Origin of the sequence: Pseudomonas cichorii (assembly GCF_015471405.1) — a bacterium.
Classification (GTDB): domain Bacteria; phylum Pseudomonadota; class Gammaproteobacteria; order Pseudomonadales; family Pseudomonadaceae; genus Aquipseudomonas; species Aquipseudomonas serbiensis.
In genome coordinates, this window is record NZ_BLVZ01000008.1 from 333645 (window position 1) to 350073 (window position 16429).

A 16429-nucleotide genomic window follows, 5' to 3' on the forward strand; every position below is an offset into this window, starting at 1 on the left:
CTAGGCTAAGGGCTATCAAATTGCCGGTAATCCAGCTCATGCACGCCAAGCGCACGGCCAGCGCGGCGCCCGCTCTTCAGGCGCACGCGCCTCAAGCAAGCCAGTTCTACAGCTACTCGAATCTCGAGGGCGATGAATCGGCACAGACAGCACTTGCCGAAGAAGTGGCGCTTGCCATTGCCTATAACGGCATCAGCCAGGCAGTGATGCTGGTCAGCCCGACTGATCTGGAAGACTTCATTGTCGGTTTCAGCCTGGGCAGCGGCATCATTGCCTCAACGGATGAAATCTACGACTTCAAGCTCAGCGGTTGCGGGTCGGCCATGCAGGCCGAGGTCGAGATCGCCAGCCGTGCCTTCTGGAACCTCAAGCAGCAACGTCGGCAACTGGCCGGTACCAGCGGTTGCGGGCTGTGCGGCGTTGAAGCGGTCGAACAGGCCCTGCCAGAACTGAATGTATTGCCCGGCGCGCCGCTGCCTCCGGCCGAATGGCTGCAAGGCCTGCGTCAGCGCATCGGCGAATTCCAGCCACTGGGCCAACATTGCGGTGCCGTGCATGCCGCATTGTTCATGGACAGCAACGGCCAATTGTTGCTGGGACGTGAAGATATCGGGCGCCACAACGCCCTGGACAAGCTGATCGGCGCGCTTGTCCGCCAGAACATTGGCCTGACAGGCGGTATCGCCATCGTCACCAGCCGCTGCAGTCTGGAGTTGATCCAGAAGGTCTTGCGTGCCGGTATCCAGACGCTGGTCAGCCTGTCATCGCCCACTGGCCTGGCCCTGCAATGGGCACGCCGTCATAACCTCAATCTAATTCACCTGCCGCAGCACAGTGCGCCGCGGGTCTATAGCCCTGCGATGGAGATTCAAGCGTGAGCACTCATCACCAAGCCGACAAAACACCGACGCCTCGCTACAAGCCTTACAAAGGCCCGGCGGGTGGCTGGGGCGCACTGATCAGCGTGACACAGGCCTGGTTGGGCAGTGACAACGCGCTGAAAAACCTGCGCATGATGCTCAAGACCAACCAGAACGGCGGCTTCGACTGCCCTGGCTGCGCATGGGGCGACTCGCCGGAAAGCGGCATGGTGAAGTTCTGCGAGAACGGCGCCAAGGCGGTCAACTGGGAAGCCACCAAGCGCCGCGTGGACGCTTCGTTCTTCGCTCGCTACAGCGTCAGCTCGCTGCTGGAGCAAAGCGATTATTGGCTGGAATATCAGGGCCGCCTGACAGAGCCGATGGTTTATGACAAAGAAAGCGACCGTTACAAACCCATCAGTTGGGACGATGCCTTCGCGCTGATCGCCAAACACCTGAACAACCTGCCAAGCCCGAACATGGCAGAGTTCTACACCTCGGGTCGTGCCAGCAACGAAGCGGCTTATCTGTATCAGTTGTTCGTGCGCGCCTACGGCACCAACAACTTCCCTGACTGCTCGAACATGTGCCACGAAGCCAGCGGTGTGGCTCTGTCGCAAAGCGTGGGCGTGGGTAAAGGCACGGTGACGTTCGATGACTTTGAACACGCCGACGCGATTTTCGTACTGGGCCAGAATCCGGGTACCAACCACCCGCGCATGCTTGATCCGCTGCGCGATGCGGTGAAACGCGGTGCTCAGGTGGTCTGCGTCAACCCGCTCAAGGAGCGTGGTCTTGAGCGCTTCCAGCATCCACAGCACGCGATGGAAATGCTCACCAACGGTGATCGCCCTACCAACACAGCGTATTTCCGTCCAGCATTGGGCGGCGATATGGCGCTGCTGCGCGGCATGGCCAAGTTCCTGCTGCAATGGGAGCGCGAGGCCCAGCTCAACAATGCGCCAGCCGTTTTCGATCACGCTTTCCTCAACGAACACACCCAAGGTGTTCTGGACTACCTGGCGGCCATCGACGAAACCTCATGGGAAGAAATCCTTGAGCAATCCGGCCTGCCGCTGAGCGATATCGAACAGTCGGCCCGGATGTATGCCAAAGGCCAGAACGTCATCATGTGCTGGGCCATGGGCATCACCCAGCATCGCCACTCGGTAGCGACCATTCAGGAAATTGCCAACCTGATGATGCTGCGCGGCAATATCGGCAAACCGGGCGCAGGCCTGTGCCCGGTACGCGGCCACAGTAACGTTCAGGGCGACCGGACCATGGGCATCAACGAACGCCCACCGGTGTTCCTGCTCGACGCGCTGGAAAAACGCTTCCAGTTCAAGGTCCCTCGCGAAAACGGCCATAACGTGGTCGAAGCCATTCATGCCATGGCCGATGGCCGCTCCAAAGTGTTCATCGCGCTGGGCGGCAACTTCGCTCAGGCGACGCCGGACAGCCCGCGCACTGCGGCGGCACTGAGCAACTGCGACCTGACCGTACAGATCAGCACCAAGCTCAATCGCAGCCACCTGTTCCATGGCAAGGAAGCGCTGATCCTGCCGTGCTTCGGTCGTACCGACATCGACATTCAGGCCAACGGTCCGCAAGCGGTCACCGTGGAAGACTCGTTCAGCATGGTCCATGCCTCCAACGGGCAGTTGCAGCCATCCTCGTCGCTGATGCGCTCGGAGCCTGCAATCATCGCCGGTATCGCCAACGCGACCGTAGGCAAGCAGCCCGTGGACTGGCTATGGCTGATCGAAGACTACAGCCGCATTCGCGACCTGATTGCCGACACCATCCCCGGCTTCAAGGACTTCAACGAGCGCGTGAAGAATCCTGGCGGTTTCTATCTGGGCAATGCCGCAGGTGCCCGACGCTGGAACACGGCGTCGACACGCGCCAACTTCAAGCCCAATGCATTGCCGCTCAAGCTGATTCATGAAGGCATCAGCTCCACGGGCCAGACCCCGGACCTGATCATGCAGTCCATGCGCTCCCACGATCAGTACAACACCACCATTTATGGCCTGGATGACCGCTATCGCGGCGTGAAAGGACAACGTGACGTGCTGTTCGTCAATGAAGCCGACATTATCCGTCTGGGCTTCCAGCCGGGTCAGAAAGCGGACCTTGTCTCGATCTGGAGCGATAACCACGAGCGTCGCGTCAAGGGCTTCACTCTGCTGCCATTTGATATTCCTGCGGGGCAGGCGGCAGCCTACTATCCAGAGGTCAACCCGCTGGTGCCACTGGAAAGCGTCGGAGAAGGCAGCCATACGCCAACGTCGAAGTTCGTGGCGATTCGTCTGGAGCGCTCGAGCGAGTCGGCGCGGATTATCTGATTCTGCGTTGACCGCTTCGCCAGCAACCTGCCACAGATTTGTGGCCATGAAAAAGGCCCGAATTCGTAAGAATCGGGCCTGCATCAAGTGAACTCAGACTGCATTAAATAACTTAAGTTCCATATGTAAAACAATAACTTAGCTATTTGTGTTGCAGTCGTGTTACTCGTCGGATTCTCATTGCGACATTTCCTGCGCCACATCAGGATCGCCTCGTCATCCCTATGAGATTCCATACATGAAGTATTCCTCGATTCTGTTGTTGTCTCTTACTCTCGCAAGCGGCTTCGCCTCAGCAGGCGGAACTGTGGAAGCAGGCGTAGGCGGTGCATTAGGTGGGGTACTCGGTTCGGTCGTCGGCCAACAGATCGGCGGCAGCACAGGTTCAGCGATTGGCGCAGGCCTGGGCGGCGCAGCCGGCGGTGCGGTTGGTGCGGATCGTCGCAACCGTACAGAAGCAGCCATTGGTGGCGGTCTGGGCGCGGCGGGCGGTAACGTGATCGGCCGTAGCGTAGGCGGCAACACTGGCAGCCTCATCGGCGCAGCCGCTGGCGGCGGTGCAGGCGGCGCACTCGGTAACTACATGGGTAACGAGAGCCGCGAAGACGACCGTCGTTACCGTAACGGTCGCGATGATCGTCGCGACTACCGCGGCGGCCATGGCCACCGCAAGCACTACGGTCATCGTAAACACGGTCGTGACTGGCGTCATCGCTGATCAATCTGCGCAATACCTGACTGGCCGCCCTGAAAAGCGGCCAGTTTTCGTTCAGGCAATAAAAAACAGAAAAAAGCACTTTAGAAATCCAGCCCTCTGCCGAAACGCCGTCTAGAAAAACTGCGCGTTGCCTACCGACCAGCACTCAAGGAGCAGGGATGGATTCCACCAAGCCACAGGATGACGACGGGATCATTCGCATTCAGCGCCTTGTCCCCGGCCAGGTCGATGTGGTGCTCGGCTCGCATCCGGGCAAACAGCGAATCGTTCGCCCCCGCAAATCATCACGTCGTTATGTATTGGCCCTGCTCTGCCTGAGCATTTTCGCTGTGCTGGCAGTGGGGCTGTATTCGCGTGCTTACTCGCCCAAGCCTGTACCGCTGATCGCTCTTGAACAGCCAGAACCTGCAACTGCGCCAGAGCCCGTCGATGAGGCTCCTGTCCAGGTCGTCAGCGAGCTTGCACGCCCGGCCTTGCGAGTGGAGCCCTACATCGTTCCGACGCCTGTCGCACAGGGCTCGGCCCCCGTTGCGCAGCCGTTGGATAACTGCATCAAGGACGGCAATGTCATTGATGAAAGTGTTCTGAACTGCCGCTTCGGCCAGGCTTCGCGCCCTGCTCAGACTGCTCCCGCCACAGGCATGGTGTCTGCCAGCTACATGGCTGACTTCAAGTCAGACGCCTCGCGCAAAGCCCCCGCACGCCAGCAAAAACCTCATACAGTCGCCACCGTGTCGATTCGAGAGTGGGACGGCAATGGCCGCTATCGTGCGCAATGGCGTCTCTATGACAACCGTATCGACGGCGACAGCGTTTGCGAGAATTTTCTCAATCGCTCAGTGGAAAGGCGCGAGTGCCGCCTCTCTGCCCAAGTGCATTTCAAGGAAGAATGCCGGGAATGGACCAAGCGTTCGGCGCGGGATCGCAATGAAGAAAGCAAAAATACAGCGCAGCGGTATTGTGAAGCCACCACGACCTTTACCCCTTGAAGGCCTATATGAGATTAAATCTCAATCTCATGTATAGCCAAAGGCTTACACGCCGTAGCGGCATTTGGCTCTTTTTACCCTCTGACAACCCCCGTACTATTGGATCCAACAAGTGGCGAACAAGGAGTTCGCCAGGATCAGGGATGATCGACCATCGCCGGGAAGGCAGCCGACAGGGAGTTGGAATGGTCTTGGAAAAACCCGCTTCGGCGGGTTTTTTGTTGCCTCGCAAAAATGAGAAAGCCTACCGGGATGCGGATGCAAAACCTCCGCGATTCTCCCTATTTGGGGCATTCGTGTAGAATTGCGCCATTTCAGGCTCTGCACGATGTACATAATCAATGAAAGCAATTGAACTCTTTTCAGGGATTGGCGGATTTAGAATAGCGTGCGACTCGCTAGGTATCGAAACCATCTGGGCCAACGATATAAATACCAAAGCAGCTGCCGTTTATCGCGCCAACTTCGGATCTGAGAGTTTTCATGAGGGTGATATAAACCTCTTGCTGGATACCATACCCGATCACGATATATTGACCGGGGGCTTTCCATGCCAGCCTTTTTCCAGCGCCGGGAAAAAACTGGGCATCGAAGACATGCGCGGCACACTGTTTGAAAAAATCGTTGATATTCTCAAGAAAAAAAGCCCACGATACTTTGTACTTGAGAATGTAAAACGGCTGTTATCCATGGATAACGGAAAGCACTTCGCAACCATTCTGGATGCACTTTCAAAAGTGGGTTATCTCGTTGAGTGGCGCGTGCTCAATGCCATTGATTTTGGTCTTGCCCAAAACCGTGAGCGTATTGTTATCATCGGCAGAAAAGACCAAACGCCAAACTCTCACCTGTGCAATCAGGAAGATATCTCCGAGCTGACACCCGCACAGATCAGACAAGCCGCTGACTTTTCAAGCTGGAAAAACATTGAAGACCACGGAGCAAAGTTCAACACGTGGGGGCTCGCGCTACACGGAAAATTCTTTCATGCAAAACTCAATCGCTTTTCGGAAAAACAGAAAGACGTAAAGCTTTATGACATTCTGGAAACCCGGCCTGACGCCAGGTTCTTTTTCACAGAAGATACGCTTGAAAGAATAAAGAATAGCGACGAGGTCAACAGATACTATAGCGGCGTGGAAATCCTGTATAACCAGAAAGGCGGTGCCCGCATGGGCTACTCCATTTTCGGGATCAATGGCGTCGCCCCCACACTCACCTGCACCGCCAGCCGTCATTATGAGCGCTATAAGGTAGGCAACGAATATCGAAGGCTGACAAACGTCGAATATGCACGGATTCAGGGGTTTCCTGACCAGCATTGCAATACAGCCTCGGTCTACGACCAGTACACCCTTTATGGCAACGCCGTACCGCCAGTGCTTGTCGAGTGGGCCTTGCGCAAAGTCATCAACCACGAGGGTACTTCTTTTCAAAGCGCTCTGAATACAGCGGCTAACACCACGATTGAAAGGCAAATGGACTTAATATGATTCATAACTCACATCTGCGCGACCACATAAAAAACAACTTACAGAGTATTGTTTATCAGCTGAACAGCTACCTGCGCGGGGAAAATGTTGCCAATATTCAAGGAACTCTCCAACGCATCGGGCGAGGGGGTAAGCTACCTCATTGGTATGAGCTGCTGTTGACAGGGCAATCAATGCCCAATCTTGATGGCAAGACGATCGGCAGTGTTATTGAAATGACGTTGATCGGTGTGCTTGAAAAACACACATTGAACGCCTTTGACATTCCTGCCCTGGTAGTCAACCCGGCAAAAGGCGTCGATATTCCTCTCTTGAATCTCGGGGTCAAATCTCCGTCCGAAAACTTTTGCACAAGTGAACCGTTCTTCTCTGCCTATGAGCGAGTACTCGGTAATGAAAGTGATGCAATAATCCTGCTTACCGACTACCAGACCGCTAAACGAAACCCACCGCCCGTTCGTATCCAGATCATCAACGCAGCCTATCTTCGTGGTAGTGAAATCGCGGACAGAAACCTCTGCGCGATTGCCAAACGAAACAAGGACGAACTGTTTCACAGAAACGAAGCCGCCTGCAAAAAGATGCTTCAATTCCTCTGCCACGTTAACCAGCAGGACTGGCGCGCCAAAGCACTGCTCAGGCTGGTTTACTCGCTATTCGAAACGGATGATATTCTTCTTGGTTTGCTGGACGGTATCGAAAAAGATTTTGATAAAAAGCAGGCAATTGATCTGCGCAAAGGCATTGAGCCGCTTGATAGAAGCGAGTTGGAAAAGGTGCTGGAAATCCGGCTCTCTAACTATAAGGCTTCGGCAATCATCAATGCGTGCAGTGACTGGGTTATCGACAACCACAAAGACTTCGCCCGCCTTCCCAATGATAATGAATGGCAACGTTTCCTGCGCAGTGACCTTGATGGAAAGATTGGCATGAGTTTCGCGCTCCAGTGGCGTTATAACTTCGGCAATCTCTTCAACTCGATGGACATCATCCCTGCACTGCCCACCCTGGACCCACAAGATCTGGTTGCACTGGAAGACGGAAGCGAGCTTTTTTAAAGACGGCCTCGCAGGAGTCACTTCATTGTCAGATCAGGACTGCGGGCAGCGCAGTCCTGACGCAATGGAGACACACCTCACTACTGACTCAACGCACCCACTTTGACCATGACAGTTGCCAGGAACTGTTGCAGGGTCATTTTCTGGCCGTTGAAGTCGACCATACCGTTGGCGTAGTGCAAGTTGGAAAAGATGGTGTCGCCCTCTACCTTGGCCAGTTGCAGCATGACGGCCATGGCGCTGAGCATGTCGCTGGCGGCAGTGGCCTGATCGGCAATCGCCTGAGCATCGGTCTGCCCGTTAAAGCCTGCCTGCAGGGTCGCGACGTCCTTGATCATCGGCTTGGACAGAAGTACCTGGGCCTTGAGCTGGCTAATGGTTTTTACCGCCGTATCGCTGCCAGGCTGATCGAGGGAGCCGGGATCGGTCAGGTCAACGGCAAGACTCATGTGGCTTTCGCCATTGGCGGTCTTGAGCGAGAGTTTTTCCAGCTCGATATGAGGCTTGCCTGCCAGAAACTTGCTCAGCTCGCTCTTCATCAATTGCTCGTCAGCCGGGCTGAGCTTCAATTGGAATGGGCGTTTGGCCTGTGCTGCAGCCTGTTGCTGTGGCAGAACCTGCTCCTGATAGAACTGATACAAGGTCTTGGTCGATAGCGCGTTGAAACCGGAAAGCTTGAAGCCCAGATGTGAAGAGCCAATATCCTTGCCGCTGTAGGAAATCATGCCCAGGTCATAGTTGATCTGCATGGCCAGATTACCGCCCTCTTCCTGCGCAAGGTTGGTATTGGCGAAGTTCTTGATCAGCACAGGCTGCTTGCCGACTATCTGGAAGCCGGTACTGTCGATTTTCAGGTTGCTGTGGCCCAGATACAGGCCGGACTGGCCCTTGGTACCACCGGTGTCGAAGGTCAGGCCCTTGATATCGATGCTCACAGGCCCTTCTTGTGAAGCCACATTGAGCTGCAGGTTATCCAGCTTGCCCGTGACCTTGATCTTCTCGGCGTCGGCAGATGCTTCGGCATTGATGTCGAGGCCGGAGAATTTGAACGTCCCGTCCGCATCGACCATTTCCAGAGGCGACATTTTCAGCCAGCCACTGGTGGAGCGGTCATAGCCAATGCTGGCCTGTCCCTTGAGGGGCGTAGCATCGCCGCTCATGGCGAACCATTTTTCCGAGGTGGTGTTCTTCTCCATCTCGAAATTGCTCTGGGCCATGACCGGCATGAGCTTCAGGGTTTTCAGACGCGACAGCGGAATCGGCCCGTGCTCAATGTGATCGACGAACACGAACTGCGGATCCTGGCCATTGCGGCTCAAATCCGGGCCTTTCAGATCAACGCGATAATGGGCGGTGCTGCTGAAGAAATGACGCTCCAGCGAAACCAGTTGCAGGGTAATGCTGTTGTCCGTGCCGTCGAGAGACTTCTTGAGCTCCTGATTGGCGGCCTGGATCGAGTCGTTGAGCACGCCGCCCAGTTGATTGCCGGTGTACCAGGCGCCAGCACTTGCCAATGCACCGGCCACAACAATGACGCCTACCGCGATACCTGCTGATTTATTCATAGCGACTTGAAGATGTCCGTTCCGATAATTGAAAAAGCCTTCCCTGCGCCCACGACGGGCTTCAGACACACGCCTTGAATAGCGGGGTTGGCGTAGCACACGCCACTGCCGAAAAAGTCGCGAGAGATTAGCATTGTGCGTTTGTTATCGCCCTCTTGTTTCGTTTATTTCGTTTATTGTGATTTTCGTTTATTTCGATTAGGCTCGGGACCCAGTAACAATTTCAGAAGGACTGCCATCGTGACCGCTACAGCTTTGTCGAAAACACATCTTCCTCTCGACAGGGAAGTCAAAGCAGCCGAACAGGGCCAGCGTGAATTGGCTGCCTTTCTGTCAACGAAATTTGAAACGCAGCGTATTGAAATCTTCGATAACGAAAACAAGGCGCACCCCATCGAGTTGCCCACCTCAGCCCTACGACTGCTTGTAGATATTCTTGGCGAACTGGCTATTGGTAATGCTGTCAGGGTTGTGCCGATTCACGCCGAACTGACCAGCCAGGAAGCCGCTGACTTGCTCAACGTTTCTCGACCACATCTAGTGAAATTGCTGGAGGCTGGAGAATTACCTTTTCACAAGACCGGCAGGCATCGCCGGGTTTTATTCTCCGATTTGACGGCGTTCAAACACCGTCGAGACATGGCTAGCCAGGAGGCGATGGAAGAATTGGCTAGGCAGGCACAAGAGCTTGGGATGGGCTACGAGTGAGGCATTCGCCATTTACAGCCGTTTATGATGCCTGCGTCCTTTATCCCGCCCCCTTGCGCGATCTGCTGATGTGGCTGGGTCTTTCAGGGTTGTATAGGGCTCGCTGGAGTGCACAGATTCATGATGAGTGGACACGCAATGTGCTGAAAAACCGGCCAGACCTGACAATGGAGCAATTGGCCCGCACAGTCCAACTGATGGATAAGGCAGTGCCGGGGGCCTTGGTGACGGGCCATGAAATGCTTTGCGCGGATTTGAACCTACCTGATCCTGATGATCGGCATGTGCTTGCAGCAGCGATACGTTGCAAGGCAGAAGTCATTGTGACGTTCAACCTGAAAGACTTTCCTGATGCGGCCCTTGAGGCTTTCGATATCGAGCCCCAGCACCCGGACGAATTCATTATTGACCTCTGGGATCTGGATCAGGCGGCAGTCCTCACGGCAGTACAGAAACACCGAGGCACATTAAAAGCGCCGCCCATGGATGTTCAGCAGTATCTCGACATGATGCTCCGCCAGGGAGTCCCTCAAACAGTCAAAGCGCTTAAGCCTTACGAGTTAATTTTATAAAGCATGGATGCCATGTATTAGCCACTGGTTTGTCGCAGCAACCCTATAGGTTAGGCTGACATCGAATTTGAAAACGGGATCTGATGACATGAGTGCACAGCAAGGTGAGCGAGGCCCGATCAAGGCCGTGATTTTCGATATGGATGGTTTGTTGCTGGACACGGAAGGGGTCTACACCGAAGTCACCCATCTGATTGCCAGCCGTTATGGAAAAACCTTCGACTGGTCAATCAAGCAGCACACCATTGGCCGTGGCGCCCGTGACTTTTCAGGCTACGTTATCCAGGCGCTGGAGCTGCCTATTTCCATTGACGAGTTCCTGGAAATACGCGAGCCGATGCTTGATGAACGCTTCCCGCTTGCTCCGGCAATGCCGGGCGCAGAAGCACTGGTGCGGCATCTGGCGGCGAACAACATTCCCATCGCAGTCGGGACCAGCTCTTCGATCCATTACTTCGAGGCCAAGACCACCTCGCATCGGGCATGGTTCGAGCTGTTTGAAACCGTCGTGACTGCCGATGACCCAGAGGTCGGAGCTGCCAAGCCTGCACCGGATATTTTTCTGGTAGCGGCACGCCGTCTGGGGGTTTCGCCAAAGGATTGCCTGGTGTTCGAGGACTCGCCATTCGGCGTCACTGCGGCCAAGGCTGCGGGTATGTATGCCGTGGCGGTTCCGGACTCGCACATGCCGGTCGAACAGTACGAACATGCCGATCTGATACTGACCTCGCTGGAAGATTTCCCGCTCGAAGCATGGGGCCTGCCGAAGAAAGCCTAGCAAGCTGAGGCCCTGCGCCATGCAGGGCCTTCAGGACCGGACGTCAGCCAGTGTGTGCAACCGAATTGCCACCTGTCATCACACGAAGCTAGAATGCGATCAATTCTTAATTACATCCAGCAAGGACGCCTGGAGCGCTTCTGTGATTTCTATGTCCTCAGGTGATCGTTCGCTCAATCTGGATATCCATAACCTCTACTGCGAGCATCACGGCTGGCTGCAGGGTTGGCTCGGCCGCAAGTTGGGAAACAGCAGCGATGCGGCGGATCTGGCGCACGATACGTTCATGCGTCTGCTTACACGCCAGACGCTGCGCAACCCAGGCAGCGAACCTCGTGCCTTGCTGACTCACATCGCCAAGGGCCTGGTGATTGACCGTTGGCGGCGGCAGGATGTCGAGCGAGCGTATCTGGAAACCATCGCTCATTTGCCTGAACCGCAAGTCCCGTCACCGGAAACACGTCTGCTGATTCTGGAAACCCTGTATCGGGTCGAAGCCATGCTGCGCGACTTGCCTGACAGGACGCGCCAGGCATTCCTGATGTCGCAGATCGACGGGCTGACCTACGCGCAGATCGCCACGGAACTCGATGTCTCGCTGATCAGCGTCAAACGCTACATGCGCGACGCTTTCGTTGCCTGTCTGAGCGTGGCCTGATGAGCCAGCAGATCGACCCGCAGATCCTTGGCGAAGCCGCTGACTGGATGGTGCAACTGCAATCGGGCGTTGCAACCGAAGAAGACCATCGCGCCGTGCAGAACTGGCGCAATCGCAGCCCTCAACACGCGCAAGCCTGGCAACGGGCAGAAGCGATTCTGGGAGACTTCCGGACGTTGCCCGCAGCGATTGCCACCGAGACATTCAAGCGGGTCAGCCACAACAAAGGAATCGGTCGGCGTCAGGCACTCACTCGTCTGGGCATTCTATTGCTGGCAGGGCCGACGGCATGGCTGGCCTGGCAAAACACGCCATGGCGGCAATGGACGGCAGATCATCACACGGCCATCGGCGAGCAGAAAAATCTGACATTGTCCGACGGCACCCGCGTACTGCTCAACACCGCCAGCTCCATGAACATTGCCTTCAGCGCTCACGAACGGCGTATCCAGTTGCTGACTGGCGAAATATTGATCACCACCGCGAAAGACTCCGCTTCCAGTTCGCGTCCCTTTTACGTCCAGACTGAACAGGGTACGGCTCAGGCACTAGGCACACGTTTCAGTGTCCGCATCGACGGCGAACGCAGCCTGGTCGCGGTGCAGGAAGGCTCGGTACACATGCAGCCGAATGCTGGCCAGAGTCTGGTGATAAAAGCCGGCGAGCAAAGTGCGTTCAGTCGTACGACCGTCATGCCGGTCGCGCCACTGGCGGCAGGTACGTTGACTTGGGAAAACGGCATGCTGCTCGCTCAGGACATGCGCCTGGCCGACTTGCTCGATGAACTGGGCCGCTATCGTTCCGGGGTATTGCGCTGCCATGCGGCTGTCGCCGATCTGCGAGTGTCCGGGGCATTTCCTCTGCGCGACACCGATGCCAGCCTGCGCTTGCTGCATGACTCCCTGCCGATCACGGTCAGCAGCCTGACGCGCTACTGGGTCGCCGTCGAACCGCGTTAACGCTCACCTTTCACTGATACCTTTTTGCTTGTCGTTCGGTAAGCAGATAAATCCTCACTTTATCTGCGCCGACAGGAATACCGAATGACTTCCAGGCCGTTTCAGCCCTCCTTCAAAAACAGCACGGCTCGTTTCCGCTTCGCGGCGCTGAGCATGGCGATTGCACTGACAACGCTGACTCCAGCGCAGACTACGCTGGCTGCTGAAACCGCCGATAGCAGCGTAACCCGGGTCTTTGCCATTGCTCCCGGCCCGTTGAGCCAGGTGCTGGCGCAGTTCGCCGCCATCAGTGGCGTGCCGTTGTCATTCGATCCCGCGCTGCTGAACAACCGCCAGAGCGCGGGTTTGCAGGGCAGCTATACCGTGCAGGCAGGTTTCCAGCAGTTGCTGGCGGGCAGCGGCTATACGCTTTTGAGTACCGGCAACCATGGCTACACATTGGCGCCTCAAGTCGAAGCGGGCGATGCAGTGGAACTGGGCGCGACCACTGTCAACGGTGAAGCGAGCCGTTCGACCGAAACCTATGAGGGCGGACAAGTCGCGCGCAGCGCGCGCCTGGGCATGCTCGGTAATCGTGAGATCAAGGATGTGCCGTTCAGCGTGACGAGTTACACCGCTGAAGTCATCAAGGACAAACAAGCCCGGACAGTAGGCGATGTATTGCTCAATGATGCCTCCGTACGGCAGTCGGCGGGCTTCGGTAACTTTTCTCAAGTCTTCACCATCCGTGGCTTGCCGCTACAGACCGACGACATTTCCTTCAACGGTCTGTACGGAGTTCTGCCGCGCCAGATCATCACCACCGAAGCACTGGAGCGCGTCGAACTGTTCAAAGGCCCGAATGCATTCCTCAATGGCATTTCACCTCAAGGCAGTGGCATTGGCGGCAGTGTGAATCTGGTGCCCAAGCGCGCTCAGGATACGCCGACACGCAGTGCAACACTGGATTACACCAGCGACAGCCAGGTTGGCGGGCATCTGGATCTGGGGCAGCGTTTTGGCGAAGACAATCAGTTCGGCGCCCGGATCAATCTGGCGCAACACGAGGGCGATACCGCCATTGATGATGAATCCCAGCGCTCGGCACTGATCGCCATTGCGCTGGATTATCGCGGCGAACGGCTGCGTCTTTCTGCCGACCTGGGCTACCAGAAAGAACGCATCAATCAGGGCCGCGCCGTGGTGTACCCCACCGGCACCGGCGTGCCGAAAGCACCATCGGCCAAGCATAACTATGCACAGGACTGGACGTGGTCGGAGCTTGAAGACACTTACGGGATGCTCAATGGCGAGTACGACCTGAACGATAACTGGACGGCCTATGCAGGCGTCGGTGCCAAGCACACCCGCGAGAACGGTGTTTATTCTTCACTCTATGTCAGCGATGCCAGCGGCACTGCACGCGGCGGCTTTCTTTACCCGCCCCATGACGAAGACAACAAAAGCGCCATGGGCGGGCTCAACGGCCATTTCGCGACCGGGCCGATCAGCCATCAGGTCAACTTCGGCTTGTCGGGTGTCTGGGGTGAACAGCGTTCGGCCTATGAAGCGCTGTATGTTGCCAACCGCTTCCCCAGCAACCTGTACAACCCGGTGCAAGCCACACGCCCGACTCCGCCTGCCACTTACTTCGGCAGTGACATTAATGATCCACGCATCGTTGGCAAGAACCGCATGAAAAGCGCTGCGGTTTCCGACACCCTTGGCTTTGTCGACGACCGCATCCTGTTGACGGTCGGCGTGCGACGCCAGTCCATCGAAGTCGACTCCTGGAACACCGCGTCAGGAGCCCGAACGTCCAACTATGAAGAGTCCATCACGACACCTGTCTATGGCCTGGTGCTCAAGCCGTGGGAGCATGTTTCGTTCTACGCCAACCGCATCGAAGGCCTGGCGCAAGGGCCTACCGCACCCGGCTCGGGCGTCACCAACATCAACGAAGTGTTCCCGCCCAGACGCAGTAAACAGACCGAAGCCGGGGTCAAGCTGGATTGGGACAGCTTTGGTGCAACGCTGGGTGTGTACCGCATCGAGCAACCCAACAGCGCGACCTACCCCAACGCAGGTTCCAGCCTCGGGACTTTCAGGGTCGATGGCGAACAGTTGAACAAGGGGGCCGAACTGAACCTGTTCGGCGAACCGCTGGACGGGCTGCGCCTGCTGGCCGGTGCGGCCTGGATGGATACCGAGCTGAAAAAAACCGCAGGCGGGCTGACGGATGGCAATCAGGCGGCCGGCGTGCCGCGCTATCAGTTCAACCTGGGTGCAGACTGGGACGTCCCGGGCATCAATGGCGCGGCGCTCAATGCACGTCTGCTGCGTACCGGCGGCCAGTACGTGAACAGCACCAACACACTGAGCATTCCAGCCTGGACACGGGTCGATCTGGGCGCTCGTTATCGCTTCAAGCTGGAGGAGCGCGACATCACCTTGCGCGCCAATCTGGAGAACGTGGCCAATAAAGCCTATTGGGCATCGGCTTCGACTTCCAACAGTTACCTGACCCAAGGGACACCAAGAACCCTGAAGGTTTCGGCAACCGTCGATTTCTGATGCCACACCATCCTGCCCGCCTCTCAGCGCGGGCATCGATGCAATCAAATAATCCAGTCACATACTTGGGCCTTTTCAACGCCCCCATAAACAAGCCAGTATGGCCTCCTGATCCAGCTTTCAATGACAAGGAGGATGTTGAGCATGATTTACAGAACTCTTGGCCAGTCAGGCCTGAAAGTTTCCACGCTGACACTCGGCTCCATGATGTTCGGCGAACAGACCGGAACCGAAGAATCCCTGCGCATCATCGATCATGCACGGGATCAGGGCGTGAATTTCATCGACACCGCCGACGTCTATAACGGCGGACGCTCCGAAGAGATAGTCGGCGAAGCCATTGCTTCGCATCGCAGCGACTGGGTGCTGGCGACCAAGGTTGCGATAGGCCCGAGCGATGGCATCCCGAACCGGGCCGGCCTGAACCGCAAACACATCTTCAATGCCATTGAAAACAGCTTGCAGCGACTGGATACCGATTATGTGGATATCTATTACCTGCACAAAGAAGATCACGACACCCCTCTGGAAGTGACGGTATCGGCCATTGGCGATCTGATCCGCCAGGGCAAGATCCGCTATTGGGGCCTGTCGAACTATCGTGGCTGGCGAATCGCGGAAATCGTCAACGTCGCCCAGCGCCTGGGCGTGGACAAACCGGTCATCAGCCAGCCGCTGTATAACATCGTCAATCGCCAGGCCGAGATCGAGCAGATCACTGCCGCCGCGTTTCATGGCCTGGGAGTGGTGCCTTACAGCCCGCTGGCACGTGGCGTACTCAGCGGCAAGTACGCACCGGATGTAACGCCTGACAGCAATAGCCGCGCCGGCCGCCAGGACAAGCGTCTGCTGGAAACGGAATGGCGTGTGGAGTCGCTGCGCATCGCCCAGCGGCTCCAGGAGTACGTGCAGGACAAAGGCGTCGGCCTCGTCGAGTTCGCCATTGCCTGGGTGCTCAATAACAAAGCCGTCACTTCGGCTATCGTCGGCCCGCGTACAGAACAACAGTGGGGGCATTACACCAAGGCACTGGAAGTGAAGATCACCGCCGAGGACGAAGCCTTCATCGACTCGCTGGTGACACCGGGGCATGCGTCTACCGCCGGCTTCAACGATGTGCAACATTTCGTCTCGGGGCGACTGACACCTTAAGGCGCTCTGTTACCG

General features: G+C 56.6%; 14 protein-coding genes. 13 read left to right on the forward strand and 1 reads right to left on the reverse strand.

The genetic code is table 11. The annotated features are described in order from the left end of the window. The first annotated feature begins 38 nt into the window (after positions 1–38). The 6 genes from fdhD to JL015_RS15210 all read left to right on the forward strand — a co-directional run bounded on the left by fdhD (position 39) and on the right by JL015_RS15210 (position 7469). Entirely contained in the window at positions 39–878 is an 840-nt protein-coding gene (gene fdhD / locus JL015_RS15185; RefSeq protein WP_122321596.1) for a formate dehydrogenase accessory sulfurtransferase FdhD, read from the forward strand. Continuing rightward, positions 875–3211, forward strand: a complete 2337-nt coding sequence (locus tag JL015_RS15190; protein WP_201004212.1) for an FdhF/YdeP family oxidoreductase — start codon at positions 875–877, stop codon at positions 3209–3211. The genes fdhD and JL015_RS15190 overlap by 4 nt, the downstream gene beginning before the upstream one ends. 238 nt (positions 3212–3449) lie before the next feature. Continuing rightward, positions 3450–3929, forward strand: a complete 480-nt coding sequence (locus JL015_RS15195) for a YMGG-like glycine zipper-containing protein (protein ID WP_201004214.1) — start codon at positions 3450–3452, stop codon at positions 3927–3929. 158 nt (positions 3930–4087) lie between these two features. Then, complete coding sequence (locus JL015_RS15200) at positions 4088–4918, forward strand: hypothetical protein (protein ID WP_201004216.1); 831 nt, start codon at positions 4088–4090, stop codon at positions 4916–4918. Between the two features lie 341 nt (positions 4919–5259). Then, the gene (locus JL015_RS15205) at positions 5260–6411 is read left to right on the forward strand and encodes a DNA cytosine methyltransferase (protein WP_201019016.1); all 1152 of its coding nucleotides are present in this window, start codon (positions 5260–5262) and stop codon (positions 6409–6411) included. Beyond that, on the forward strand, positions 6408–7469 hold the full coding sequence (locus tag JL015_RS15210; protein ID WP_201019017.1) for a hypothetical protein: 1062 nt from the start codon (positions 6408–6410) through the stop codon (positions 7467–7469). Before JL015_RS15205 ends, JL015_RS15210 begins: the two co-directional genes overlap by 4 nt. Before the next feature lie 80 nt (positions 7470–7549). On the opposite strand, the gene JL015_RS15215 is transcribed toward JL015_RS15210, so the two are convergent. After that, a complete protein-coding gene (locus tag JL015_RS15215) occupies positions 7550–9034 on the reverse strand; it encodes a YdgA family protein (RefSeq protein WP_201019018.1) in 1485 nt (494 codons plus the stop codon). 240 nt (positions 9035–9274) lie between these two features. Here JL015_RS15215 and JL015_RS15220 point away from each other — a divergent pair, with 240 nt between their 5' ends. From JL015_RS15220 to JL015_RS15250, 7 genes are all read left to right on the forward strand, one after another. After that, a complete protein-coding gene (locus JL015_RS15220) occupies positions 9275–9742 on the forward strand; it encodes a helix-turn-helix domain-containing protein (RefSeq protein WP_445177107.1) in 468 nt (155 codons plus the stop codon). Continuing rightward, positions 9739–10314 carry a PIN domain-containing protein gene (locus JL015_RS15225; protein ID WP_201019019.1) on the forward strand — a complete coding sequence of 192 codons (576 nt, stop codon included), beginning with the start codon at positions 9739–9741 and terminating at the stop codon, positions 10312–10314. Before JL015_RS15220 ends, JL015_RS15225 begins: the two co-directional genes overlap by 4 nt. Before the next feature lie 88 nt (positions 10315–10402). Then, the gene (locus JL015_RS15230) at positions 10403–11092 is read left to right on the forward strand and encodes an HAD-IA family hydrolase (RefSeq protein ID WP_201004221.1); all 690 of its coding nucleotides are present in this window, start codon (positions 10403–10405) and stop codon (positions 11090–11092) included. Positions 11093–11243: 151 nt separating this feature from the next. After that, the gene (locus JL015_RS15235; protein WP_201019038.1) at positions 11244–11750 is read left to right on the forward strand and encodes a sigma-70 family RNA polymerase sigma factor; all 507 of its coding nucleotides are present in this window, start codon (positions 11244–11246) and stop codon (positions 11748–11750) included. After that, positions 11750–12709, forward strand: coding sequence for a FecR domain-containing protein (locus tag JL015_RS15240; RefSeq protein ID WP_201019020.1), 960 nt, complete (start codon positions 11750–11752; stop codon positions 12707–12709). The genes JL015_RS15235 and JL015_RS15240 overlap by 1 nt, the downstream gene beginning before the upstream one ends. An 84-nt stretch (positions 12710–12793) precedes the next feature. Further along, a complete protein-coding gene (locus tag JL015_RS15245) occupies positions 12794–15262 on the forward strand; it encodes a TonB-dependent receptor (RefSeq protein WP_201019021.1) in 2469 nt (822 codons plus the stop codon). 144 nt (positions 15263–15406) lie between these two features. Continuing rightward, on the forward strand, positions 15407–16414 hold the full coding sequence (locus JL015_RS15250) for an aldo/keto reductase (RefSeq protein WP_201004227.1): 1008 nt from the start codon (positions 15407–15409) through the stop codon (positions 16412–16414). Positions 16415–16429: the final 15 nt, after the last annotated feature.